The organism is Shinella sp. HY16 (assembly GCF_028534175.1).
GTDB lineage: Bacteria > Pseudomonadota > Alphaproteobacteria > Rhizobiales > Rhizobiaceae > Shinella.
In genome coordinates this window covers 220,307-243,966 of the sequence record NZ_JAHYXL010000006.1, presented here as the reverse complement: position 1 = coordinate 243,966, position 23,660 = coordinate 220,307, and the positions used below count along the sequence as shown (strand labels likewise).

Sequence of the window (23,660 nt, the reverse complement as noted above, 5' to 3'; positions counted from 1 at the left end):
GATTCTCCCGGACCGTCCAGAAGTTTAGGGTTAACAAAAGGTTAATAAGAACAGTTGCGCACCTGCGGGAACGCTCTTTTTTCAGGCGTTGCACAGATGATCTCGCAAATGGCGTACCCGCCCAATACCCGTGTAAAAGCCGGCGCCGGCGACCTTGCCCTCCCTGTCAGCCGGATTCTACATGGTCCAGAGCAGTGAAATCGGCGCGGCCTGCAGCTTCTCCCCGAAGGGCGTGATGCGGTCATGATCGTGCAGGACCAGTCCCCGCACGAACCGGTCGCCCACGGCATCCTTGAGCTGGCGCAGCCCGCGGAAATCATCCGATTTCACGGTCGCCGACGCCTTCACCTCAATGCCGACGATACGGCCGCGACGGTCCTCGATGATCACATCCACCTCGTCCTGATCCTTGGTCCGGTAGTGCGAGAATGCGAGGCGCCGCTCGGACCAGGAAGCCAGTTTCAGGATCTCCGACACGACGAAGCTTTCGAGCAACGGGCCGAATCGCGTCCGATCCCGGATCAGCCGCTCCGCCTCGTCTTCCCGCAGGGCCGCGAGCAGCCCGGTGTCAATGAAATGCAGCTTTGGCGTCTTGATCAGCCGGCTGAGGCGGTTGTTCGACCAGGGAGAAAGCGTTCTCACGAGGAACAGCCGTTCGAGGATAGCGACATATTTCTGGGCCGTGACGCTCGAAAGGCCCAGCGCTGCACCGAAGCTGCTGTGGTTGACCAGTTGTCCGGCATGTTCGGCAAGCACGCTCAGGAGACGCGGCAAACGATCGAGCTGATCGATGTTTGCGATGTCGCGCACGTCGCGGTCCAGAATCAGAGCCACGTAGTCCTCAAGCCAAGCGGTACGGCGGGCCGCAGTCGTGCGCCGAAGGACTTCAGGAAAGCCGCCCTTCACGACCACCTCCACCAGGTCATCGCCAAAGACGGCCCCGCCGCCGGCCACCGGCTCTTCGCCATCAAAGAGACGATCCAGCAAGCGGCCGGGGGTCGAAAGGATCTCGGACTGGGCGAATGGAAAAAGGGAAATCACGGCCATCCGCCCGGCCAGAGAATCGGCAATGGCAGGCATCGTCGCCAGATTGGCCGAGCCGGTCAGCAGGAACCGTCCCGGCTCTTCATCGCGGTCGACACTCTCCTTGATCGCCAGCATCAGTTCGGGCGCGCGCTGCACCTCATCGATGACGGCCCGCCTGATGCCCCGTATGAAGCCGATCGGGTCGGACTTCGCAGCACTGAGGGTGCCGGCATCGTCCAATGTCATGAACGGCCGATCCTCGCCGGCAAACATCCGCGCCAATGTCGTCTTGCCGGCTTGACGAGGGCCGGCAATCAGGACCACACGCGTGTCGGCCAAGGCGGTTTCGACGTTCTGTCGGACCTTGCGTTCGATATGGAGACGGGGCAGGGGAGGGGAAATCATGCGGCCATTCTTAGCGAAGAATTCGTCTGATTTAAAGCCGACGTTCGTCTATTTTTAAATCAAAGGATGTCCGAATTTAAGCACCCGACGTCACATATGAGGTTATGGCCCTGAAATCCCCGCCGTTTTACGTGGTCTCGGCGCACGCCATTTTCGTGCTCCACCTGACGACACCGATCAAGCAATCGGCAAGAGAAATGTGCCTGCTCGAATACTGAACCGTTCCGGGCAACATTTCAGATGTCCCTCCTTGGCCCCCATTTCTGAGCAAGGGACAGGCATTCGCGCCAGAAAAGCATGGCTCCCGTCGTCGACACGCTGCGCAGCGAGACGGCGGCGGCGGCGTGAGCGAGTTCGAGGCACTGGGCAAGGGGCCACCCCTCGTGAAGACCGTAGAGCATGCCGGCAGCAAAGGCGTCGCCCGCCCCGTTCGCGCCCTTAATCTCCACTTCAGGGATGGCGACGGAGGGCGCGACCGCACTATCCCCGTCACGGGTGACGGCAATGGCGAAAGCCGGGCAGTGTACGGTGACGAGCCCCATCGCACCCCGTTCCAGCACCATGCGCGCCGCGCGAAGGCACGCGTCCTTGTCCGAAGTGCCGTCCAGGATGGTCTCGACACCGGCGATGGCACCGATTTCCATGTCATTGACGATGAGGAGATCGAGATGCGGCAGGCAAGGCGCGACAAGCCGGGCCATCAGACCACGGTCGATGCTCGCCAGCTCCAGATTTGTCTGAAGCCCCGCCGCGCGCGCATTCTTCAGCACCGCCACCCATCCGTTCGGCTCGCCTTGCCAGGGCGCGTCGAGAATGCGGTGCACGCCCGGCAGGCCGAGATGCAGGTAGCGCATACGCGTCTGGGAAAAATCGAAGTGATCGGGCGTCAGCTGCGCGCCGGTTCCGGCATGGAAGATATGGGTACGCCGGTGCGAGCGCAGCGAGACATAGGCGTCGCAGAACTGCGTGGCGGCATCCGGCGTCACCGTCATCTGGCGCGTGTCGATACCCGCTGCCGCAGCCGTCTTGCGCAGATAGCGGCCATCGTCATCATCCCCGACGAGGCCGATCGTCTCGACGGGGATCGACGGATCGAGCCGCTTGACGTCAAGCGCTAGATTGCAGCTAGAGCCGCCGCCGTGACGCTCCTCCTCGAAAAGCTCGGCAAGGCCGTCTTCACCCGGCCAGTGGCTGACCGTGCGGTTGTAATCCGCACACCACGTCCCACCCGTCAGGATGCCTCGCCGCCCGCCCGTCATCTGCTCTGTTCCGGCTTGAGCACAGCTTCCGTGACGACGTTATCGTTGGCGAGCTCGCGCAACGGCTTGATCCCGTCCTTGGAAAGGCTTGCGTGATAGGCCTTCACCGCCTCCGAAGGCGCAATCGTGCCGGATGCTACCTCGCGCATGAAGCGCACCATGGCCAGCGGGTCTTCGGCGAGGTTGATCTTGCGCCCGAACAGCGCGACGCGCGCGCCGAACCGCTCGGCCTGGTGGAGAAGCTCGAAGCAGTCGCGCGTCGTGCCAGCGCCACCGCCGAGAACCCCGACGATGACGCTTGGATCGTAGGAGGCGAGCTCGTCCAGCGCCTTGGCCCCGTTGAACGGGATTTTGAGGAACTGCGGCCGGTCCGCCTTGGTAACACCGGCAAGGCAGCGCATCATCACGTCGTTGACATAGTGGGGAACCACTTCAGGGTCGACGCCGCAATCCACGTTGGGATTGAAGACCTCAAGGAAGTATTTGAAGTTGTTGCGTGCCGCGTCCTCGCGGAACCAGTGGAAGGCTTCCAGCGACTGGTAGTCGTGCTCAAGATCGTTGTTGAAGGTGATGGAGTAGAGGCCGAGGTCCGTGCCGGTAATCTGCGCACCCGGCGCGGGATCGATCGTGCCGGTGGCAACGCGCGAGAGCGAGGCCGTCCGGAAGGGGCGCGAGGGCTGCTTCGAATAGGTCGCACCCCGGCAGACCCAGACGTCGGTCGTGTCGTTGGCGCGGATCGCCGGCTTGACGGCGCTTCCCCGGAACACGCCCATGTCTGTCAGCGCCTCCATGTTGGAGGCGGAGGTCAGCATGATGTCGACGATATCCTGCTCGACGACGGCGCGGATGTTCTCCAGGAATTCCGCGCGGGTGTAGTGGCGCGACCAGCTGCCGTCCTTCGCCCGCTTCGGACCGCAGGAGGTGATGGAGGGCCCCATGTCGCCGTCCTTCGCGTCGGCGATGATGAAATCGCTGCGGGTGTAGTTTCCGGCGCGGATGCGGGCGAGCTTCTGGTCGAGGCGATACATGTCTTGCTCCGTTCGGGACAGGGTCAGGCGGCCGCCGCGCCGGTCATGATGGCGACGACGTCGTTCATGGTATGTGTCTTGGGGGTGACGACGGCCGCGCGCCGGCCGAGGCGCATGATGTGGATGCGGTCGGCGATGTCGAAGACGTTCGGCATGTTATGACTGATGAGAACGACCGGCAGGCCGCGATCGCGGATCGAGCGGATCAACTCCAGCACCTGGCCCGTCTCGCGCACGCCGAGCGCCGCCGTCGGCTCGTCCATGATGACGAGCTTGCGGGCGAAGAGCGCGGCGCGCGCGACGGCGACACCCTGCCGCTGGCCACCCGACAGCGACTCCACCGGATTGTCGATCGCCGGCAGGCGGAACTTCAGTTCGCCCATGGCGCGGCGGGCTTCTTCACGCATGCGCGTCTTGTCGAGACGGCGGAAGAGACCGCCAAGCAGGCCCGGCGCGCGCAGCTCGCGGCCAAGGAAGAGGTTGGCGGCGATGTCGAGGGCAGGCGCGACGGCGAGATCCTGGTAGACCGTCTCGATACCGGCGTGGCGCGCATCCAGCGGCCCCTTGAAATGCACCGGCGCACCGTCGAGCAGGATGTCACCGCTGGTCGGGCGCACGGCCCCGGTCAGCGTCTTGATCAACGTCGACTTACCGGCGCCATTGTCGCCGACAACGGCAAGGATCTCGCCGGCGCGAAGTTCGAAGTCAACGCCGTCAAGCGCGGTGACATGGCCGTAGGTCTTCACCACGTTGCGCGCTTCGAGAACCACGTGCGGAACGGCGTCGGCCATCAGCTCTTCCTCCGGGACATCTGGTCGAGCGCGACGGCGATGATGACGAGGATGCCGGTCACGAGGTCCTGCCAGAGCGGGTCGATGCCGGCGAGCGTCAGGCCGTTGCGCAGCACCCCGACGATGAGCGCGCCGATCAATGTCCCGATGAGGCCACCGCGGCCGCCGAACAGGCTGGTGCCGCCGATCACCACGGCGGTGATGGAATCGAGATTGGCGCTCTGCATGGCGTTGGGATCGGCATTCGGGATACGCCCGAGCGCCAGCCAGGCGGCGATGCCGTAGATCAGGCCGGCGAGCACGTAGACCGAGAGCAGGTGGCGGCGCACCGGAATGCCGACGAGGCGGGCAGCCTCCGCATTGTTGCCGATGGCGTAGGTATGGCGACCCCATTTCGTCTGGTTCAGGAGATACCAAACCACGGCGTAAAGGGTGAACATGATCAGCACGCCATAGGTCAGCACGAAGCCACCGAGCTTCATCGTGTTGCCCGTCCAGGCAAGGAAGGGATCGCGCACCGGAAAGGCGCCGCCTTCGGAGATCAGCCGCAGCGCTGCCGTCAGGATGCCCAAAATACCGAGCGTGACGATGAAGGGCGGGAGCCTGAGGCCGGAAACGAGACCACCCGCCGCAAGACCGGCAGCCGTGCAGAGCAGAATGGCAAACCCCATGGAAAGCACGGGGTCGTAGCCGAGATTGACCAGCTTGCCGGCGACAATGGTGCCGAGCACGCAGATGGCGCCGACCGCAAGGTCGATGCCCGCGGTCAGGATCACCAGCGTCTGGCCGATCGCGAGAACGCCGATGATGACGGTCTGCTGCAGGATGATCGACAGATTGTGCGTGGCGAGAAAACGGGGATTGGTCAGCGCGAAGATCACACAGAAGCCGAGAAGGACCAGAAGCGGCCCCACCGAGGGCGTTCCCAGGATGCGGGCCTTCAGGCTCCGTGGCGTCTCGGCGTCGGAAACGGTGGCTGTATTCATGGGCATCCCGTGCATCAGGTTTTGCGCGGCCGATCACCCGGTCAGGCCCGCGGCGACGCTCGGCCGCGCGCGGTCCCGCCGGGAGAAAGAAGATCAGTCACCCCAGCAGTTTTCAAGCCCCCAGGCCGTGTCCTTCGATTCCAGGCCCTCGACGGGCTTGTCGGTGATCAGGAAGGAGCCGGTGTTGACGAAACCGCTCGGCTTCTTGCCGGAGGCTGCGTACTCCACGACAGCATCGACGCCCATGGAAGCCATCTTGTAGGGGAACTGCATGACGGTCGCGGCGATCTTGCCGTCCTTCACGTCGCGCACGCCGGCGCAGCCACCGTCGATCGAGGTGAGCATCACATCGGCTTCCTTGCCGAAGGATTTCAGCGCTGCATAGGCACCGGCCGCAGCCGGTTCGTTGATCGTGTAGACCGCATTGATCTCGCCGTTCTTGGAGAGCAGGTTCTCCATGCCGACCTGACCCTTGTCCTGCGCGCCGTTGGTGATGGCCGCGCCCGCGATCGATGGGTCGCCCTCGGCGATGCCGAAGCCCTTCAGGTAGCCGTCATGGCGGAAGGTATCGACCGTGCCGCCCGGCGTGCCGTCAAGCATGGCGACGACGGCCTTCTTGTCACCCATCGCCTTGCGGGCATAGGCGCCCTGCTGCACGCCGGCCTCGAAATTGTCCGTGGCGAAGGTGGCATCGACGGCGTCGGCCGGATCCGTCGCCGTGTCGAGCGCAATGACCAGAACGCCGGCCTCGCGGGCTTTCTTGATGACGTCGAGCATGCCCGACGAGTTGTTCGGCGTGACCAGGATGCCCTTGGCTCCGGCGCTGATCAGGTCCTCGATCGCGGCGACCTGCCCTTCGTTGTCGCCGTCGAACTTGCCGGCGCGGGCGATCAGCTTGACGCCCTTTTCCGTGGCGCGGGCCTCGGCGGCCTGACGCATCTTGACGAAGAACGGATTGACCTCGGTTTTCGTGACGAGGCCGACAATGACCTCCTGGGCGTTTGCGGCACCTGCGCCGAGGGCGAGGCCGAGCGCCAAGGCGGCGGCGGAATATGCGGATGCGCGAATGCGATGAAGCGACATGAAATCCTCCCAGATCCAACGGCGCCGCAGAGCCCTTCCGGCTCTTCTGGCGGGCATGACCTCTCCTCAAAGGCCAAGGGGATTAGGTCATCTCTTTTGGATAAAGTCAAATGCCAATTATGTATGTTTTGTATATTTTTATCCAAAAATAATTTCGTCACACCAACGGGTTGGTTTCCAGCCCCCGCAGGGCCCGAAGCCCTGCATGCACCTCATCGCCAGCCGCCAGCCGCTGGTAGATCTCATAGGCCTTCTGATAGCGCCGGGCGTGAGCGGCGCGGGGCAAGACCTGACCGACGCTCTGCGCACCAAACCGCTCCGCGCCTTCGGCGTAAGTGGCAACGGTTCCGGCCGCCACCGCGCCATGGATCGCCGCACCGACGGCGGTGGCATTGGCGATTTCAGGCACCTCGACAGGATGGTCGAGCACATCGGCCATGATCTGGATCAGCAGGGGATTGGCCCGGGCGAGACCGCTCGCCATCACCACGCGCTCGGCCGGCAGCCCGCCGGCGGGAAATAGGTCGTAGATCGCCCGCGCGCCGAAACAGAGGCTTTCCATCAGCGCGAGGTAGATTTCCGCCGCTGTCGTCTCCCGCGTCAGGCCCGCAAGAAGCCCGGAAAGCGCGCCGTCCGCATAGGGAACGCGGTTGCCGCCGAGCCAATCGAGCGCGACGAGCCGCCCCGCCGCCGGCGGGAGTTCCGCCGCCTCGGCGTTGTAGATGCGAAAGCTGTCCTCTCTGTCCGCCCCACGGGGAAAAGCGCGCACGAACCAGGCAAGCGTGTCGCCGAAACTGGGCTGGCCAGCCTCGTAGCACCAGAGCTGGCGCATGGAGCCGTCGAAGGCGACGCCCTCGATGCCCGGCGGTAAAGGCCGGTAGACGTCGCTGAGATAGAGGTAGGCAGCCGAAGTGCCGAGCGCCCCGACGAAGGCGCCAGGCGTCACACCGCCAATCGCCGGCAGCATGACATGGGAATCGATGACCGCGACGGCGACGATTGCCGGCCCTTCGATCCCGGTCAGATCCCGCCATTGCGGCGAAAGTGGCCCGGCGGGCGAACCGACGGGGAGCGGCGTCGCCAGCCGACGGTCAAGGTCCGCTACAACACCCTGTGGATAGCCGGCCGCGGCGGAAAACTGCGCCTTGTAGGCGGCGAACCCGAGACCGCGGGCCTCCCGCCCCGTCAACTGCCAGGCGAGCCAGTCACCGCCCTCGATGAAGCGGTCCGTCTCCGCCCAGAGCATCGGCGCCTCCGCGGCGATCTGAGCCGCTTTCGCCAGCAGCCATTCACCGGAAACCCGCCCGCCGAAATTGGCGAGGAACGGGCCCGGACGGGCATTGATCGCATCGGCATAGGTTTGCGCATTGTGCTTCCACAGCTTGACGTAGGCGTGCGGCGCGTCGGGGTGGAGACGTGAGAGCGGCACGCCATCGGCCCGGGCGGGCAGGGGCGAGCTCGCGGTAAAGCCAAGGCCGACCCCCGCGACGGTGCGCCCCCGCCCGAGCCGGGAAAGAATCTCGAAGGCAGCCTCTGTATAATCCTCGGCATTCTGCAGCGCGAAATCCGGTGGCAGCGGCGTTCCGCCCGGCAGCTGCCGTGTCATGATGCCGTGCCGATAGGGATGGACGTGCTGCGCCACCTGTCGCCCACTTTCGACCTCCACCAGCACGCCCCGCGCCGATTCCGATCCGTAGTCCAGTCCGATGAGATAGGTGGTCACGCGGCGCCTCTCCAAACGCTGATGCCCCATATACACAAATACATACATAAATAGCAATCTTATGTATATTATCTTACATAAGTCCGCGAGACAGAAAAACTCCGTGCTTTATCTCATGCACCTTTGTCGCTAAACCGGTCGGGAAACAGGAGTTTTGCATGGCGCGCACGGACGACGGGCACGACAGACCAACGCTTGACGGCGCGGGCGGCATCCTGTCGCTGATCGCCGGCGGCGGTGCTGCTTCGCGGGCCGAGCTTCTCGCCGCTTCGGGCCTCTCCCGCGTGACGGTGACACAGCGGCTCAACGCGCTGCTCGCCAGCGGCCTCGTTCGCGAAACGGAAAAGACCTTGCCGAGCGGCGGCAGACCGACCCGGGTGCTGGCAATCAACGCGGCGGGCGGCTTTCTCCTCGTCGCCAATATCGGCGAAACGCATATCCACCTCGCCGCCATGGACCTGACGCCGTCGATCCTCGCCCAGACGACATTGCCCTTTTCCGTCGCGAGCGGCCCGGAGGCGACACTGGCGCAGATCGGCGACGCTTTCGACGCCCTGGCCTCGGAAGCCAAGGAGACGCACGGCTTCTTTCTCGGCATCAGCCTCAGCCTGCCGACACCCGTCGATTTCAAGCGTGGCTGCGTCGTCGGCCCCTCGGTCCTGCCCGGCTGGGACGAGTTCGACATCATCGGGCACCTCAACACGCGCTTCGACGTGCCCGTTTATGTCGAGAACGACGTGAACCTCATGACGATCTGCGAACACAAACGCCGCTTCCCCGCGGTGGACGACATGCTCTTCGTGAAAGTCGGGACGGGCATGGGCAGCGGCATGATTGCCGGCGGGCGGCTGTTTCGCGGAGCGCAGGGCGCGGCCGGCGATATCGGCCACATCCAGTTCCTCTCCGAAGACGCACCGCTCTGCCGCTGCGGCAAATTCGGCTGCGTGGAGGCGCGCGCCGCCGGCTGGGCGATCGCCCGAGACCTCTCGGCTCGCGGTTTTCGCGCCGAGACCGCCCGCGACGTGATCGACCTCGTCGAACAGCGTAAACCCGAGGCCCTGATGCTGCTGCGCGCCGCCGGCCGCACGATTGGCGAAGTCATTTCCGACGTCGTCAGCATCATCAATCCGAGTCTCATCGTAATAGGCGGCACTCTGGCACGCGGCGGAGACCTGATGCTTTCAGGCATCCGCGAGCTCGTCTACCAACGCTGTCTGCCGCTCGCGACCCGCGATCTCTCCATCGTGCTCTCCACCGTGCGCGAGGATGGCGCGCTTTTCGGTGCAGCGCATCTGCTGCTGGACGATCTTTTTGCGCCGGCAAAGGCCGATCGCCTGCTGGAGCGCTACAACACCGTCCGGCAAAGGCCGGCCGCGCGACGGCAATCCGCCTGACAGGCGCCGGCGCCTGAAATCGCTCGCCCCAACTGACCCGACGGATTAAGCCTGAGCCGGACAGACCCGCGGACCGAACGTGACAGGGTTATGCATGAAAGAGATCTCCGTCCCTTCCGCCGGCATTCTGGACGGCGCCGGGTTGCCTGCGCTAACCGTGCGCCTTGCCCTCATCTATGCCGCGGCCGAGTTCCTGATCAGCAGCCCCACATGGTTTTCCATCGGCGACAACCCGATCAAACCCATCCTGGGAAAACTCGTCCTCGAGGTGGTTTTTGTCCTGCTGGCGATCCTTTTCGCCTATCTGCTCAGCCGCATCCGGCGGCAGCCCTACAGCGTGCAGCTTCTCGCGTGCCTGCTCCTCTCGCTTTTCAGCTCCCTCGGCATGTCGCTGCTCGACTACTACCTCTACAGTCTGATCATGCTGCCGGCCGCGACGCCGTTCGATCTCAGGGAATACGGCTATGCGGTCTGCTACCGCATGTCGATCTTCTTCGGCTGGTCGTTTCTCTTCGTCGCGCTGCTCAACCTTATCGACGTGCGCGACCGGGACCTGAAGCTGTTGGCCACGCGGGAGGAAGCTCTCGCCGCACAGATGCGCGCGCTGCACTACCAGATAAACCCACACTTCCTCTTCAACACGCTCAACTCGATTACCGGCCTCGTCGAAGAAGGCGCCTCGCAGCGCGCCGAGCGGATGATCATGTCGCTCTCGGCCTTCCTCCGCTCGACATTGCAGCTCGACCCTTTGCGGGAGTTGCGGCTCGTCGATGAAATGGCCCTTCAGAAGGAGTATCTCGACATCGAGAAGGAGCGGTTCTCAGACCGGATGACCGTCCGCATCGACATTCCGGCCGAACTCAACGACGCCATGGTTCCCAGCCTGATCTTGCAGCCTCTGATCGAAAACGCCGTGAAACATGGCGTCGGCTCCTCGACCGGCAGGGCCGAAATCCATGTCAGCGCGGTCAGGACAGGGCCGATGCTCTGCGTGTCGGTAGAAAACGACGTCGCAGCCGCCGCAACTGGCAAAGTTGGCCTCGGCATCGGCCTTGCCAATGTTGCCCATCGCGTCAAAACCCACTTTCCCGCCGGCGCTTTCCTGGCTGCAGGGCCTGTCGCGCCCGGGCGGTTCCGGGCATCGCTCACAATGCCGTTCAGAACGGGCTGATCCTGCCGGGCATTCCGGCTTGCCGCAGGGCAGGGGGGTCAGCCGCCAGCCCGATAGTCTTCGACAGCGAAACTCAGCTCCGGATCTGCATGAGCGTCCCAGTAGCCCTTCCAGAGGGCCTTGCTGATGGGGCCGACCTGACCGTCACCGACCGGTTGGCCATCAAGCGTGGTGATCGGCATGACGCCGCCGGCAGTCGTGACGAAGAGGATCTCGTCGCACTGGTAGGCGAGTTCCACCGGCACATCGTCGATCGTGTAGGGGTATCCGAGCTTCTCGGCGACCGCGAGCACCGATTTGCGCGTCACGCCTTCCAGCACGCCCTTTCTCGGCGTGTAGAGCTTGCCGTCCTTGATCAGGATGACATTGAAGCCCGAGCCTTCGGTGAGGTTCGCGTCGCCATCGGTCAGAATCGGGTACATCGCGCCGCGATCACGCGCCTCCATCAGGCCGCGGGTGAAATCGCCCCATTGCAGGTTCTTGACGGTCGGGTCGATGGCGCCCGGCGGCACGCGGCGGACCGTGCGGGTGATGACCGCGCTGCCACCGTTCTTCTGCGTCGCCTCGTCCATGACCCAGAGATAGGGCATGACCATGAGATAGCAGAAATTGTCGCACTCCTCGGGCGCATACTGGCGCACGAAGCGCAGGCCGCGGGTCACGATCATCATGACATAGGCATCGCGGATACCGCTCTTGACCGTCATCTCGACGAGCCGATCGCGGATTTCCTCCCGCGACAGAGGGCTCTTGAGGCGCAACTGGGCGCAGCTCTTTTCGAAACGGTCGAGATGATCCTCCAGCCGGAAGAACCGGCCGTTCCAGACGGCCGGCACGTCGTAGGTCAGATCCGAATGCAGGAAACCCTGGTCGAGGATCGGAATGCGTGCCTCGTGCAGCGGGACGTATTCCCCTGCGATATAGGCGATGCCCTTGGCGAATGGATTGTCGCTCGCTTCGAGCGCTTTCACGCGCAGGCGATAGTCGTCGAAAATGTGGTCCGTATAGGACATGATGGCCCTGCCTCGAAAAAGGGGTGACACGCCGGTGCACGCCGCCCACAGGCGGCATGCAGGGTCGGGGCGGCGGCGTTCAGGCGGCGAGCACGCCCGCCGAGACGATGTCGCGGAAGGCGCCGTCCGCGGCCTCGAGTGCCCGGTCGATATCCCCGGGCGTATGGGCGGCACACAGGAACATGTTGTGCTTGGGATGCAGATAGATGCCGCGTCTGAGGGCCGCCAGGCAGAAGGCGTTGGCGATCTTCAGCTCCTGGTCACCGTCGAACAGCACCATCGGCATCTGCACCGGACCGGTCTGCCGCAGCGTGAAGCCGTGCCGGGCAGAAATTTCCGAGAGGCCGGTCCGGAAACGCTCACCCATCGCCTCCGTATGCGCAAGGGCGTCGCTGTCCCGCAGGATCTGGACAGTCTTGACCGCGGCCGCCATGGCAGCAGAGCCGTACCAGAACGAGCCTGTGACGAAGACCTTGCCTGCGCCTTCCCGGAAGCGTTCCGCACCGGCCACGGCGGCGAGCGGCCAGCCGTTGGCGATGGCCTTCGAATAGGCCGCAAGGTCGGGCTTGACCCCATAGCGCGCCCAACTGCCCCTAACATCGAGGCGGAAGCCCGCGCGCACGTCGTCAAGGATGAGGGCCGCGCCGGTACGGTCGCAGATCTTGCGCGCATGAGCGAGGAAGGCGGCTTGCGGCAGGTGCTGGTCCTTGCCGACATCATGCTGGAAGGCGGTCAGCAGGATAGCCGCCAGATCATCGCCCGCAGCATTGACCGCGGCATCGAGGCTCGCAGCATCGTTATAGTCGAAGACGATGATATGGGCCCTGTCTTCCGCCGTCACGCCGAGCAGCGAAGGGGAGCACCACGGAACGGCGCCGTGATAGGCACCGCGGGCAACGAGAATCTTGCGGCGCCCGGTGGCCGCACGCGCAATGGTGACGCAGGCCGTCGTCGCATCCGTGCCGTTCTTCTGGAAAAGCGTCCAGTCGGCATGATCGAGCGTATCGACGAGCAGTTCGGCCAGCTCCACCATGCTCTCTGTCGGACCATTGCCGACGTCGCCCGCATCGATCCGCGCGAGAGCCGCGGCATCCACGTCCCGGTGGCGATAGCCGAGCACGTTCGGCCCCCAGGCGCACATGAAATCGATGTATTCGTTGCCATCCGCATCCCAGACGCGGCAACCGTCCGAGCGCGAGAAGAATTGCGGATAGCCCGGTGCGATCGCCCGGGTCGCCATATGTCCCCACATGCCGTTCGGCACCACGCGCTGGGCGCGTTCGACGAGTTCCGTATCGCGGCTGTTCAGCAGTTTCGCTGTCATCTTGTATGTCCTCCTGGGCGGGAGAGGCATTTCGCCTCTCCCGATGGCTCGGTCAGTTCGTGATTTCGGCGAGCGGCAGGTTGCAGCAGGCGCTGTAGCGAACGCCCTTGACGGTCGGGCTGTGCGCCAGGATGAGGTCGGGGCTGACCATCGGGATGATGATCCGGGCCTTGGCCATCTGCTCACCGGCCTCGAACCAGAGTTTTTCCGCCTCCTCGGCCGGCGCGGCGAGCGCCTGTTCACGCAGCTTGCCGGTTTCGGTGCTGATGATCGAGGGATCGGTCGCGCCGCCCGCCCGCTTGGCCCAGACGGAACCTTCCGACAGGCCGAAGACATCGACATATTGCGAGGTGCCGAAGAAGTCCGGGGCGAAGAAGACGGCGGTCAGCGGGATATGGTCGCCGTTGGCGGCTTCGCGCCAGTTGGCGAAGGGAACCGGCGACAACTCGACCGTTATGCCCACCTTGGCAAGATCCTGCTGGATCTTCTGCATCATCAGCGAAAAATCGACGCCATAGACGTTCATGTCCGGATAGATCGACTTCAGCGTGAAACCGTCACCAACGCCAGCGGCTGCCAGCAGCTCCTTGGCGCGGTCCGGATTGTAGGCAGGGATCTCATGGTTGTCGCCGCCGGGGAAGCCGAGCGGGATGGGCGTTGCGATCGCACGGCCGGCGCCGCCAACGGTAAAGTCGATCAGCGACGTGCGGTCGATGGCGATCGAGATGGCTTCGCGCACCTCGGGCGTCAGCTTGACGGTATTGGCCTTGGCACCCGGCGACAGCGCAATGTAGACAAAGTTGTAGGACGGCACCTTGTCGACCACCACATTGCTGCCTTCGAGCGTCTTGGCGGTTTCCGCGTCGATCTGCATGGCGATATCGGCGGCACCGGACTGCAGCATCTGCGCCTGCGCCACGGCATCCTTGACCTGGCGGAAGACGACCTGCGGGATCGTTGGGGCCTTGCGCCAGTAGTTGTCGTTGCGCTTCAGGCGCAGTTCCGAATTCGGCTCGTAGGATTCGAGGACGAAGGGACCGCTGCCGGCGGAGTTGCTCAGGAACCAGTTTTCCGACGTGTCCTTGTCGACCGCCGTCGCATCCGAGAGTGCGCCGTTAGCGGCAGCGACATCGCTGTTGATGATGCCGAGGAAGCCCGCAGCCGCCTGGTTGAGGAACTCCGAATTCGGCGCGGAGAGGTTCACGATGACCGTCTGCGCGTCGGGAATGTCGATCGAGCTGATGGGGTCGGCGATGAAGGCGCCGTTGCCCTTGATGTTCTTCAGCCGCTCGAACGACCATTTCACATCCTTGGCCTCGACCGGCGTGCCGTCGGAGAACTTTGCGGCCGGATCGAGCTTGAAGGTCAGCTGGGTCTGTTCCTTGTTGATCTCCCAGCTTGAGGCGATCAGCGGCTGCACCTTGTTGTCCTTGTCGAGCGTCACGAGCTGCTCGTAGACGGAGGTGTTGTAGATCTGGCAGGTGTCGCACCAGGCGCGAGCCGGATCGAGCGAGTTGACGTCCATGTCACGGGCGATCACCAAAGCGCGCTCTTCGGCCGATGCCAGGTGGGTGGCTCCGCCCAGGATCGTGGCGGAGAGGGCGAGCGAGAGAAAGGCCAGTCTGGATTTCGATGGAAGAAGTCGTTTCATCGGTTGGATACCTCCAGTTTGACGGGCTGCGGATGCCCTGTTCCACTATTTTTCCGCAATTCGAAGCAAAGCGTCCCGCACGTCGGCCACTGTTGCGAGCGCTGCGCGGTTGAGGGCGGCCGAGACCGTGGGGGCGGCAAGCCCACCGGTCACACGCAGGATTTCGTGGTCGAGACAGTCGAAGAAGCGCTCCTGGATCTCGGCGGCCCAGGTGCCGCCCATCGACAGGCTGCGTGCAGTCTGCTCGGCGATGACGACCCGGCCCGTCTTGTCGATGGATTGGCCGATGCGCTGCCAGTCGATGCCGTGATGGTCGATGTTGCGCAGGTCGATGATCTCGGCATCGATGCCCGCCTCCTCAGCCGCCCGGATCGCGTTCTGCACCATGACGGAGGTCGCAAGAACCGTGCAGGCGCTTCCCGGCCGCACGACGCGCGCCGTGCCGAAGGGAATGAAGAAGTCCCGGTCGCCGGCGGGCACCTCGAACTCCTTCTGGTAGAGTTCGGTGTGCTCGAAGACGACGACGGGGTCGTCGCAGGCCAGCGCCGAATTCATGAGGCCGATATAGTCGAAGGCGTTCGACGGTGTGACGATGCGCCAGCCGGGGAACAGGCCGAAAAGGGCCGAGGGATCGCCGGAATGCTGCGAGCCGTAGCCGGTGTGGGGCGAGATGCGCACGCGCATGACGATCGGAACGGGAAAACCGTCGCCGAACATGTGCCGTACCTTGCCGACTCCATTGGCGATCTGGTCGGCCGCGGTGAAGCAAAAATCACCGAACATGATCTCGACCACCGGTCGCAGGCCGTTAAGCGCCGCGCCGAGGGCAACGCCCGTGAAGCCGTTCTCGGCGATCGACATGGGCAGGACGCGTTCTGGCCAGCGTTCCAGAACGCCCTTGGTGAAGCCGCTGACGCCGCCGCGCATCTGGTGCGCATCCTCACCCATTACGATGATGCGGGGATCGCGCGCCATCGCGGCAGCCAGCGTCTCGGAGGCGGCAGTAACGAACTTCACCTTCTCGACGGCGTCGGGGCGCATGTCGTCGTGGTCGAGGAAACGCTTTCCGGCGAGTTCGGAAAGGTTGCCCAGAATGCCATGGTCGCGCGTCGCCGGATCCGGCCAGAGGCTGTCGGGAATGCGCAGCGTGTTGCCGCCGGGGACCGGTTCGGTCAGCCTTCCGGCCGCGGCGGCGACCCGATCCGTCACCAGCGCGTCGATCTGGGCGAACTCTTCCGGAGAGAGCAGGCCGAGCGCCGTCAGGCGCGCTTCGGCAAGCGCGATCGGATCGCGCGCGCGCCATGCGGCTTCCTCTTCCTTCGTGCGATAGCCGAAGTCGCTGCCGCTGCGGGAGCCGGACTGATGGAAATGGCGATAGCAGAGGGCTTCGATCACGACGGGACCGCCCGTCTCGCGGATGATGCGGCGGGCTTCCGCCATGGCGCGATGCACGGCAACGACGTCCATGCCATCGCATTCGATCGAGGCGATGCCGAGCATCGCACCACGGGACGACAGCCGCGTCTCGCGCGTCACGTCCGAAATGTGCGTGGAAACGCCGTAGAGGTTGTTCTCGATGAAGAAGATCACCGGCAGACTCTGCGCGGCTGCGATGTTCATCGCCTCGTAGCTCGCCCCGTTCTGCGCCGCGCCGTCGCCGAAGAATGCAACGGAGATATGGTCGCGGCCAAGCATCTTGTCGGCGAGCGCGTAGCCCGCCGCATGGGGCGGGTTGCCGCCGACGATTGCCGAGGTGCCGACGACGCCAGCACCAGCGAAACGCATATGCATGGAGCCGCCCCGCCCGCCGCAATAGCCAGGGGTCAAGCCCATGATCTCCGCCATGAAGCGGTAGATCGCCTCGTCCATGCCGGGCGTGAAGGCGTCCTTGCGGATGTCGAAGCCATCGGGAACCGAGGGATTGAGCAGCTTCAGCAACACCTGATGGTGGGCGCGGTGCGTACCGTTGATCTTGTCGCCGGCACCGAGCGCAGCCATGGCGCCGACCGCACCGGCCTCCTGGCCGATGCTGGCATGGGCCGGGCCGTGGATGAGCCCGGCCTTCTCCAGATCGAGCAGCTTTTCCTCGAACCGGCGGATGAGCAGCATCTGGCCGTACCAGTGGACGAGGTCTTTTGCCTGTTCCTCGCTCCAGTCCGCCTCGTCCAGTTCCAGCCGGAACCAGGGCGCGGAAGGGGCGAGCGGTATCTGGCGTGCCATTCGTGTCCTCGGGTCGCAAGGGAGCCGCAGTGGGCTCGATTACCGTTTATGGAAATAAATTCCGATTTCTGTTGAACGGCACACTAAGCTGTGCCAGCCTTTGGATGCAACAGAAATTTTCACGGGCCGCCAAAGAGGAAGAGATGCGATGATCCGGGACGCCGATGTGCTGAACGCCCTGGTTGAGATGGTGCGCCGGTTCGTGCGCGAACGGCTGCTGCCGGCGGAGGCCCGGGTGGAGGAGGAAAACGCCATCCCACCCGAGATCATCGCGGAGATGCGGGCGCTGGGCCTTTTCGGCATGTCCATCCCGGAAGAACACGGCGGACTCGGCCTGACGATGGAGGAAGAGGTGCTCGTCGCTTTCGAGCTCGGTTATGCTTCTCCCGCCTTCCGCTCCGTCATCGGCACGAACAACGGCATCGGCTCGCAGGGCGTCATCGTCGATGGCACGGAAGCACAGAAACAGTACTGGCTGCCGCGCATGGCGACGGGCGAGGCCATCGGCTCCTTCGCCCTCACCGAACCGGACGTCGGCTCGGATGCAGGCGCCGTGAAGACCACGGCACGGCGAGACGGCAACCACTACATCCTCAACGGCACGAAACGCTACATCACGAACGCCCCGGTGGCCGATGTCTTCACCGTCATGGCGCGCACCGGCGGACCGGGACCTGCGGGCGTGACCGCCTTCCTGGTGCCGAAGGACAGCCCCGGCCTCAGCCTCGGCGCCATTGACAGGAAGATGGGGCAGCGCGGTACCCGCACCTGCGACGTCATCTTCGACAATTGCCGCATCCCCGCCGACAGCGTCATCGGTGGCGTGGAAGGCGCTGGCTTCAAGACCGCGATGAAGGTGCTCAACCGCGGCCGCCTGCATATCTCCGCCGTCTGCGTGGGCGCCGCGGAGCGGCTGTGCGACGAGGCCGTGCGGTTCGCGCGCGCGCGGGTGCAGTTCGGCAAGCCGATCGCCGAGCACCAACTCATCCAGGCCATGCTCGCCGACAGTTCCACGGAGGCCTTTGCCGGACGCGCAATGGTGCTGGAAGCAGCGCGGCGGTTCGATGCGGGCGATCGCGTCATCCAGCAGGCTGCAAGCGCGAAACTGTTCTGTTCGGAAATGGTCGGCCGGGTCGCCGACCGTGCAGTGCAGATCCACGGAGGGGCCGGCTACATGCAGGACTATCCGGTCGAGCACTTCTACCGCGACGTCCGGCTGTTCCGGCTCTACGAGGGCACATCACAGATCCAACAGCTCATCATCGCCCGCGAAATGCTGAACGCCTGAGGCCGGACGATGCAGCGAGCCCTTGGAATCATCGCTGACGACTTTACCGGCGCCCTCATGGTCGCCGGCTATCTGGAAGGCGCCGGTATCCACTGTCCCGTACTGTTCCGTCCCGAGGGCGAAATCCCGCCCGCGGCCGTGGTGATGGCCGGCACGCGGACGCGCACGGTGCCCGTCGCGGAAGCGCTTGCCGAACTGGGCCGCTTCACCGACGCGTTTCTGCAGGCCGGCTGCAGGCGCGTCGCCTACAAGGCCTGCGCCACGTTCGATTCCACCGAAGACGGCAATATCGGCCCGGCGGCGGACTACCTCGCCGATCGTGCAGGCCAGCGGCCGGTGCTGATGAGCGCCGGCTTTCCCCGCTTCGGCACAACGGTCCATCAGGGCTACATGTTCTATCGCGGCCGCCTCGTTTCCGAATCGATCAAGCGCTTCGACCCGCTGACCCCGATGTCCGACCCCGATCTCGTCCGTTTCCTCGGGCGGCAGACGCCGCACCGGATCGCGCTCCTCAACCATGCCGCCCTTCGCAGTGGCACCGATGCGGCACGCACCGCCATCGAGGCTTTCGCGGCCGAGGGAATGGGCCACGTCTTCCTCGATACGACCGATGACGGCGACGTCGAGACTGCGGCCGAGGTCGCCGCATCGATGGACCGCGTCGTCGTCGCCAGCGACCCCCTGATCATCGCCTATGCGACCCGCCTCGGCCGTGCCATGCGGCCAGGCACGATGCCCGCACCGCGGCATGTCGATGGCTCCACGGCCGTGCTTGCCGGAAGCGTCGGGCCGATCGTCCTGGCGCAGCTTGCGGCTTTTTCAGCCGAGCACCCCTGCCTGTCGCTGGATCTGCTCGATCCGGCCGGGGAGGAGGGGCTTGTCTCTACAGCGCTCGACTGGGCCGCGAGGCGGATCGGCACGGCGCCCCTCGCCATTTCGACGGCAACCGGACCGGAAGGTGTTGCCGCGGTACAGGCCGCCTTCGGCCGCGTGGAGGCGGCCCGCCGGGCGGAGCGCATCCTTGGCGCCATCGCGAAGGGATTGTGTGATCGCGGCGTCCGACGGTTTGTCGTCGCGGTCGGAGAAACGTCGGGCGCGGTTGTCGATGCGCTCGGCATTACCGCCGTTCGGGCCCTGCCGGATGGCCCGCTCGGAACCGGCTTCTGCGTCTCCACCGGGCCAGTACCCCTTTCGCTATACCTCAAACCCGGCAAGCTGGGCGCCGACGACATCCTGCTCAGGGCCGTCGAGGCGATGAACCAAGGAAGTGCACGATGACGAACGAAGCGGTAGCGAGGATGGCCCTGGTCGAGGCGAGCCGGCGATCGGTGGCGATCGGCCTCAACAGCGGCACGGTCGGCAATTTCAGTCTGCGACACGGCGAAGGGATGCTGATCACGCCGACTGGCATCGCGCCCGACACCCTTGCGCCCGAGCAGATCGTTGCGATGGATCTCGACGGAGCCTGGATCGGCGACTGGCGGCCGTCCTCGGAATGGGCCATTCACGCCAGGCTCTACGCCACGACGAATGCGGGCGCCGTCGTCCACACCCACCCCGATCACTGCGTCGCCCTTGCCGCGCTGCGCCGGGCGATCCCGCTGTTCCACTATATGGTCGCCGGCTTCGGCGGCAGCGAGATACCCTGTGCGGACTACGCCTGCTTCGGCAGTGCCGCGCTTGCGGAAACGGTGGTCGCCGCCATGGGCACGACCTACTCCGCCTGCCTGATGGCCAATCACGGAGCAGTCACGATCGGCCCCGATGTCGGGACGGCTCTGGCGCGCGCGGAAAAGCTGGAAACGTTGGCGCGCCAATACGTGCTCGCCCGGTCGATCGGAGAGCCCGTTCTCCTGACGCAGGCGGAACTCGTCGATGTGCGCACCCGCTACGGCACCTATGGTCAGCAGGCGAAACGCTGACCGTCAGCCGCTTCTGCGGACTTCGCCGAGGATCTTCATTACCAGCGCCGGATATTCGAGATGCGGCATGTGCCCGCACGCATCGACGGCATGCAGGCCGACATTGCCGGGAAGGCCCACCGTGGCACTAAAGGGGAGAATACGGTCCTGCCGGCCGAAGACGATGCGCACCGGCTGGGACAGGCGAGCGAGATCGTCACGGATGGAGATCGACTGTGTTCCATCCGGGAAGAACCGCTCGGCAAAGGCCCCCATCGCCGCCGTCAGGCTCGTGTCGTCACGCTGCTGCACCACCGCCTGCAGGAAAGCCGGCGAGATGACGGCGGCATCGTGCACCAGAAGGTCGAGCCAGGGCTTCAGGCTCTCCCGCTGCCGCGCGCGTAACACGCCCGCAACGAAGGCGCCGTTGATCTCAGGCCCGAGGCCTGCGGGAGAGACAAGGCAGAGACCGCGGATATCCAGCTGCCCGCGGCTTGCCAGCCGCGCCGCCAGCGCCCCGCCGAAGGAATGACCGGCCAGCACGAGCGGGCCGTCATGCTCTGCCGCGACGGTCGCCTCGATGGTTGCCGCCATCCGGTCGAGGTCGTCGGGGATCGCATGCGGCGAGCGGCCGTGCGCAGGAAGGTCGACCGCCAGCGCCGGCCAGTCCGCGCGCGCGCCGGCGAGCATGCCGCGCCAGTTGTTGAGGTCTGCGCTGAAGCCATGGAGAAGCACGACAGGCAGGCCGTCGCCCTTGCGCAGCCAGGTCGCATTCAGCGGCGCGGGACTGCCATCCTTTCGGACCGCGGGCAGAACGGCGGGCATTTCGATTGTTGCCGGCCGGCGGGCATCGCCGACCCTCGCAACGACGTCTGTCTTCTGGATCCGCCCGCCCGGACCGGTACCGGTGAGGCCATCCAGCACGATACCATGTTCGCGCGCGATGCGGCGGGCGAGGGGAGTGGGGTTGGGGCCGCGCCCGCTTCGCCGCGCGCCCGGCAAGAGAATGGCTCGGCTCGCCTCGGTCACGGCTTCCCCGGTCTCGACTTCCTGTATTTCCATCCCGCCGTAGGCTTCGCCATCGCCATAGATGCGGGCGACATCCGCCCCGACATCCACCTCGATCTCGCTTTCAACAAGGGTGTGAATGACGCCGGACGCAGGGGATTCGACCTCGACGGCGGCCTTGTCGTTGTCGATCTCGAAAAGCACCTGCCCCTGCCGAACGGTTTCGCCCTCTGCAACAAGCCAGCGGGCGATACGGCCGCTCGACATTTCGAGACTGACCTTCGGATAGACGACATGGGTGGGCATTGGGGGATCCCTTGAGGCTTGAGCCTATTCGGCCGAGGTTTTCCAGGTGGGCGGTCGTTGCGAGGTGGGGAACGGATCGGGCTCCCCGGCAAGCCGCGCGCGCAGGCGGCGCGTAAGCCGGAGCAGCCCGGGACCGACGGTTTCCCGGCAATGGTTGCGCGACAGGATATCGACAATCCCGCCGCAGGTGAGGGCGACGAGGGGCGAGCCATCCGTCGGCCGGAAGGCGACGCCGACGGCATTGATGTAACTGTGCCAGCTACCGAACGCGCTGATGAACCCGTCGCGCCGGTAGTCCTCGATGGCGTTCGTCACAAGACGGTCGAGTTCCTCGGCCCTTTCGGGCTCGGCCACGACCAGTTGCCCGACGACGGACTGGCGAATGTCCGGTTGCATTTCGGCAAGATAGGCAAGGCCCATGGCCGTGCGGTAGATCGGCAGGCGCGAGCCGACATTGAGGCGCAGCGAAACCGGGCTCATCGAGCGGCAATTGGCAAGATAGACCATTTCCAGCCCGTCGCGCGTGCCGAGCGCCACGGCCGCTCCGGTCTGGTCCGCCAGCTCCTGCATCAGGGGCCTTGCCATATGGATGACGGCGCTGGAGCTGAGCGCCGAGTAGCCGAGGGACACCGTCGCGGGCCCGATGCTGTAGCGGCCGAGCATGTCGTCGTAGTGGAGATAGCCGAGGCCGACGAGCGTCGAGGTCAGGCGCGAGACGGTTGCTTTCGGCAAGCCCGTCCGTTCGATAAGGTCCTGGTTGCCGAGCGTGGCGTCGTCGGCGGTGAACGATCGCAGAATTTCCAGCCCGCGCGTCAGCGAAGCGGCGGAATTCCCGCCCTCCGCGCCTTCGCTGCCGTCTGCCGGTTTGGTCCGTTTACGCATGTCTTGCCTTTCGTGTCAGCGCTGCTGGAGCCATAGCGGATTTTCGCGATCTGTCGATCTACCGTAAATGGAATATAATTTCATTTATGTTGACGTCCGCTGCGCCTGTTGTCAATAATGCCTGCATCGATCTCCCCATACGCCAGTCGGCGCGGGATGGCACACGGGTTAAAGGACGCGATTTGTGACACGATACATTCTGCGACGCCTGGTCGCGATGCCCTTCCTGGTTCTCGGCATCGTGACGCTCGCCTTCCTGCTCACGACCGTGACGAAGGGCGACCCGCTGACGGCGATCGTGTCGGACCGGCAGATGAACGATCCGGTGGCAGTGGCCGCCGCGAAGGCGCGCTGGGGGCTCGATCGCAGCCTGCCGGAACGCTACGTCATCTATGTCGGCAATCTTCTGTCCGGCGACATGGGCACCTCCTTCATCACGCGCCGGCCCGTCGCGCAGGACGTGTTCTTCCGCCTGCCGGCCACGATGGAGCTCGTTCTTGCCGCGATGGTCATCGGTTCGGCGATCGGCATCACGCTGGGCGTTCTAGCGGCCTATTTCCGCAATACGGTCATCGACCATGCGGCGCGTTTCTTCGCCCTGTTCGGATCGTCCATTCCCGTCTTCTGGCTGGGACTGGCGCTGCTTTATGTCTTCTCGGTCAAATGGGGCGTCCTGCCCGGCCCCGGCCGGCTGGATCCGCGGGCGACCCCTCCGGCCTCCGTCACCGGCTTCATGACCATCGACACGCTGATCGCCGGGAACGTAAGGCTCTTTCTGGACGCGCTGTGGCATCTGATCCTGCCGGCCTTCGTGCTCGGCTGGGCCGTCGCAGGCACCATATCGCGGCTGGTGCGCGCCAACATGCTGGAGGTGCTGGACCGGGAATTCATCCTGACGGCGCGCGCGAAAGGGGCAGGAGAGCTTCGTGTCGTGGTGCGCCATGCGCTGCGCAACACGCTGGTGCCGACGCTGACCGTCATCGGCTACTCCTTCGCCTACCTGCTCACAGGAGCCGTCCTGACCGAGACGATCTTCTCCTGGCCGGGCATGGGGTCCTACGCGGTGGAGGCGGCGCGCGGCCTCGATTTTCCCGCCATCATCGGGGTCACCATCGTCGGGGGCGTCGTCTTCCTGCTGACGAACCTCATCACCGACATCGCCTATGTCATCGCCAATCCGCGCGTGCGCCTGGGGTAAGAA

The 23,660-nt window shown here is 64.9% G+C and carries 19 protein-coding genes; 6 read left to right on the top strand and 13 right to left on the bottom strand.

The features are described from left to right. Positions 1–177: 177 nt before the first annotated feature. The 7 genes from K0P03_RS32790 to K0P03_RS32760 form a co-directional block, all read right to left on the bottom strand. A complete protein-coding gene (locus K0P03_RS32790; protein WP_272791871.1) occupies positions 178–1,431 on the bottom strand; it encodes an ATP-binding protein in 1,254 nt (417 codons plus the stop codon). A 236-nt stretch (positions 1,432–1,667) separates the two neighbouring features. Then, positions 1,668–2,690 carry a carbohydrate kinase family protein gene (locus tag K0P03_RS32785; protein WP_023512898.1) on the bottom strand — a complete coding sequence of 341 codons (1,023 nt, stop codon included), beginning with the start codon at positions 2,688–2,690 and terminating at the stop codon, positions 1,668–1,670. Beyond that, entirely contained in the window at positions 2,687–3,718 is a 1,032-nt protein-coding gene (locus tag K0P03_RS32780) for a hypothetical protein (protein ID WP_130518216.1), read from the bottom strand. The genes K0P03_RS32785 and K0P03_RS32780 overlap by 4 nt, the downstream gene beginning before the upstream one ends. 23 nt (positions 3,719–3,741) lie before the next feature. Further along, the gene (locus K0P03_RS32775; protein WP_130518218.1) at positions 3,742–4,509 is read right to left on the bottom strand and encodes an ATP-binding cassette domain-containing protein; all 768 of its coding nucleotides are present in this window, start codon (positions 4,507–4,509) and stop codon (positions 3,742–3,744) included. Next, the gene (locus K0P03_RS32770) at positions 4,509–5,495 is read right to left on the bottom strand and encodes an ABC transporter permease (protein WP_023512901.1); all 987 of its coding nucleotides are present in this window, start codon (positions 5,493–5,495) and stop codon (positions 4,509–4,511) included. Before K0P03_RS32770 ends, K0P03_RS32775 begins: the two co-directional genes overlap by 1 nt. A 93-nt stretch (positions 5,496–5,588) precedes the next feature. After that, complete coding sequence (locus tag K0P03_RS32765) at positions 5,589–6,578, bottom strand: substrate-binding domain-containing protein (RefSeq protein ID WP_023512902.1); 990 nt, start codon at positions 6,576–6,578, stop codon at positions 5,589–5,591. Positions 6,579–6,735: 157 nt separating this feature from the next. Further along, positions 6,736–8,301, bottom strand: coding sequence for an FGGY-family carbohydrate kinase (locus K0P03_RS32760; protein ID WP_272791870.1), 1,566 nt, complete (start codon positions 8,299–8,301; stop codon positions 6,736–6,738). Positions 8,302–8,459: 158 nt separating this feature from the next. Here K0P03_RS32760 and K0P03_RS32755 point away from each other — a divergent pair, with 158 nt between their 5' ends. Beyond that, entirely contained in the window at positions 8,460–9,695 is a 1,236-nt protein-coding gene (locus tag K0P03_RS32755) for an ROK family transcriptional regulator (RefSeq protein ID WP_272791869.1), read from the top strand. 94 nt (positions 9,696–9,789) lie between these two features. Then, positions 9,790–10,866: a sensor histidine kinase gene (locus tag K0P03_RS32750; RefSeq protein ID WP_207900464.1), complete on the top strand. Its 1,077-nt coding sequence runs from the start codon at positions 9,790–9,792 to the stop codon at positions 10,864–10,866. 38 nt (positions 10,867–10,904) lie between these two features. Here K0P03_RS32750 and K0P03_RS32745 read toward each other — a convergent pair whose 3' ends face one another. From K0P03_RS32745 to K0P03_RS32730, 4 genes are all read right to left on the bottom strand, one after another. Further along, complete coding sequence (locus K0P03_RS32745; RefSeq protein WP_050745125.1) at positions 10,905–11,879, bottom strand: aminotransferase class IV; 975 nt, start codon at positions 11,877–11,879, stop codon at positions 10,905–10,907. A gap of 79 nt (positions 11,880–11,958) precedes the next feature. Then, on the bottom strand, positions 11,959–13,203 hold the full coding sequence (locus K0P03_RS32740; RefSeq protein ID WP_023515890.1) for an aminotransferase class III-fold pyridoxal phosphate-dependent enzyme: 1,245 nt from the start codon (positions 13,201–13,203) through the stop codon (positions 11,959–11,961). A gap of 52 nt (positions 13,204–13,255) precedes the next feature. Then, a complete protein-coding gene (locus K0P03_RS32735; RefSeq protein ID WP_272791868.1) occupies positions 13,256–14,854 on the bottom strand; it encodes an ABC transporter substrate-binding protein in 1,599 nt (532 codons plus the stop codon). 45 nt (positions 14,855–14,899) lie between these two features. Continuing rightward, entirely contained in the window at positions 14,900–17,074 is a 2,175-nt protein-coding gene (locus K0P03_RS32730) for an alpha-ketoacid dehydrogenase subunit alpha/beta (RefSeq protein WP_272791867.1), read from the bottom strand. Positions 17,075–17,222: 148 nt separating this feature from the next. Here K0P03_RS32730 and K0P03_RS32725 point away from each other — a divergent pair, with 148 nt between their 5' ends. Genes K0P03_RS32725 through K0P03_RS32715 form a run of 3 tightly spaced genes read left to right on the top strand, consistent with a single transcriptional unit; the run spans position 17,223 to position 20,284 of the window. Continuing rightward, entirely contained in the window at positions 17,223–18,362 is a 1,140-nt protein-coding gene (locus K0P03_RS32725; protein WP_272791866.1) for an acyl-CoA dehydrogenase family protein, read from the top strand. Between the two features lie 9 nt (positions 18,363–18,371). After that, on the top strand, positions 18,372–19,640 hold the full coding sequence (locus tag K0P03_RS32720; protein ID WP_272791865.1) for a four-carbon acid sugar kinase family protein: 1,269 nt from the start codon (positions 18,372–18,374) through the stop codon (positions 19,638–19,640). Next, positions 19,637–20,284 (top strand): class II aldolase/adducin family protein, encoded by a 648-nt coding sequence (locus tag K0P03_RS32715; protein ID WP_272791864.1) that lies wholly within the window; start codon positions 19,637–19,639, stop codon positions 20,282–20,284. Before K0P03_RS32720 ends, K0P03_RS32715 begins: the two co-directional genes overlap by 4 nt. Before the next feature lie 3 nt (positions 20,285–20,287). Here the strand turns inward: K0P03_RS32715 and K0P03_RS32710 are convergent, their stop codons facing one another. Both K0P03_RS32710 and K0P03_RS32705 read right to left on the bottom strand, forming a co-directional pair. Then, complete coding sequence (locus K0P03_RS32710; RefSeq protein WP_272791863.1) at positions 20,288–21,577, bottom strand: acetoin dehydrogenase dihydrolipoyllysine-residue acetyltransferase subunit; 1,290 nt, start codon at positions 21,575–21,577, stop codon at positions 20,288–20,290. Between the two features lie 24 nt (positions 21,578–21,601). Beyond that, positions 21,602–22,459, bottom strand: coding sequence for an IclR family transcriptional regulator (locus K0P03_RS32705; RefSeq protein WP_023516672.1), 858 nt, complete (start codon positions 22,457–22,459; stop codon positions 21,602–21,604). Positions 22,460–22,643: 184 nt separating this feature from the next. Here K0P03_RS32705 and K0P03_RS32700 point away from each other — a divergent pair, with 184 nt between their 5' ends. Further along, positions 22,644–23,657 (top strand): ABC transporter permease, encoded by a 1,014-nt coding sequence (locus K0P03_RS32700; protein WP_023516671.1) that lies wholly within the window; start codon positions 22,644–22,646, stop codon positions 23,655–23,657. Positions 23,658–23,660 lie beyond the last annotated feature (3 nt).

Bases quoted from the DNA above. Each gene is read 5' to 3' on its own strand.
- K0P03_RS32790 (WP_272791871.1), bottom strand. From the start codon at position 1,431: ATGATTTCCCCTCCCCTGCCCCGTCTCCATATCGAACGCAAGGTCCGA.
- K0P03_RS32785 (WP_023512898.1), bottom strand. From the start codon at position 2,690: ATGACGGGCGGGCGGCGAGGCATCCTGACGGGTGGGACGTGGTGTGCG.
- K0P03_RS32780 (WP_130518216.1), bottom strand. From the start codon at position 3,718: ATGTATCGCCTCGACCAGAAGCTCGCCCGCATCCGCGCCGGAAACTAC.
- K0P03_RS32775 (WP_130518218.1), bottom strand. From the start codon at position 4,509: ATGGCCGACGCCGTTCCGCACGTGGTTCTCGAAGCGCGCAACGTGGTG.
- K0P03_RS32770 (WP_023512901.1), bottom strand. From the start codon at position 5,495: ATGAATACAGCCACCGTTTCCGACGCCGAGACGCCACGGAGCCTGAAG.
- K0P03_RS32765 (WP_023512902.1), bottom strand. From the start codon at position 6,578: ATGTCGCTTCATCGCATTCGCGCATCCGCATATTCCGCCGCCGCCTTG.
- K0P03_RS32755 (WP_272791869.1), top strand. From the start codon at position 8,460: ATGGCGCGCACGGACGACGGGCACGACAGACCAACGCTTGACGGCGCG.
- K0P03_RS32750 (WP_207900464.1), top strand. From the start codon at position 9,790: ATGAAAGAGATCTCCGTCCCTTCCGCCGGCATTCTGGACGGCGCCGGG.
- K0P03_RS32745 (WP_050745125.1), bottom strand. From the start codon at position 11,879: ATGTCCTATACGGACCACATTTTCGACGACTATCGCCTGCGCGTGAAA.
- K0P03_RS32740 (WP_023515890.1), bottom strand. From the start codon at position 13,203: ATGACAGCGAAACTGCTGAACAGCCGCGATACGGAACTCGTCGAACGC.
- K0P03_RS32735 (WP_272791868.1), bottom strand. From the start codon at position 14,854: ATGAAACGACTTCTTCCATCGAAATCCAGACTGGCCTTTCTCTCGCTC.
- K0P03_RS32730 (WP_272791867.1), bottom strand. From the start codon at position 17,074: ATGGCACGCCAGATACCGCTCGCCCCTTCCGCGCCCTGGTTCCGGCTG.
- K0P03_RS32725 (WP_272791866.1), top strand. From the start codon at position 17,223: ATGATCCGGGACGCCGATGTGCTGAACGCCCTGGTTGAGATGGTGCGC.
- K0P03_RS32720 (WP_272791865.1), top strand. From the start codon at position 18,372: ATGCAGCGAGCCCTTGGAATCATCGCTGACGACTTTACCGGCGCCCTC.
- K0P03_RS32715 (WP_272791864.1), top strand. From the start codon at position 19,637: ATGACGAACGAAGCGGTAGCGAGGATGGCCCTGGTCGAGGCGAGCCGG.
- K0P03_RS32710 (WP_272791863.1), bottom strand. From the start codon at position 21,577: ATGCCCACCCATGTCGTCTATCCGAAGGTCAGTCTCGAAATGTCGAGC.
- K0P03_RS32705 (WP_023516672.1), bottom strand. From the start codon at position 22,459: ATGCGTAAACGGACCAAACCGGCAGACGGCAGCGAAGGCGCGGAGGGC.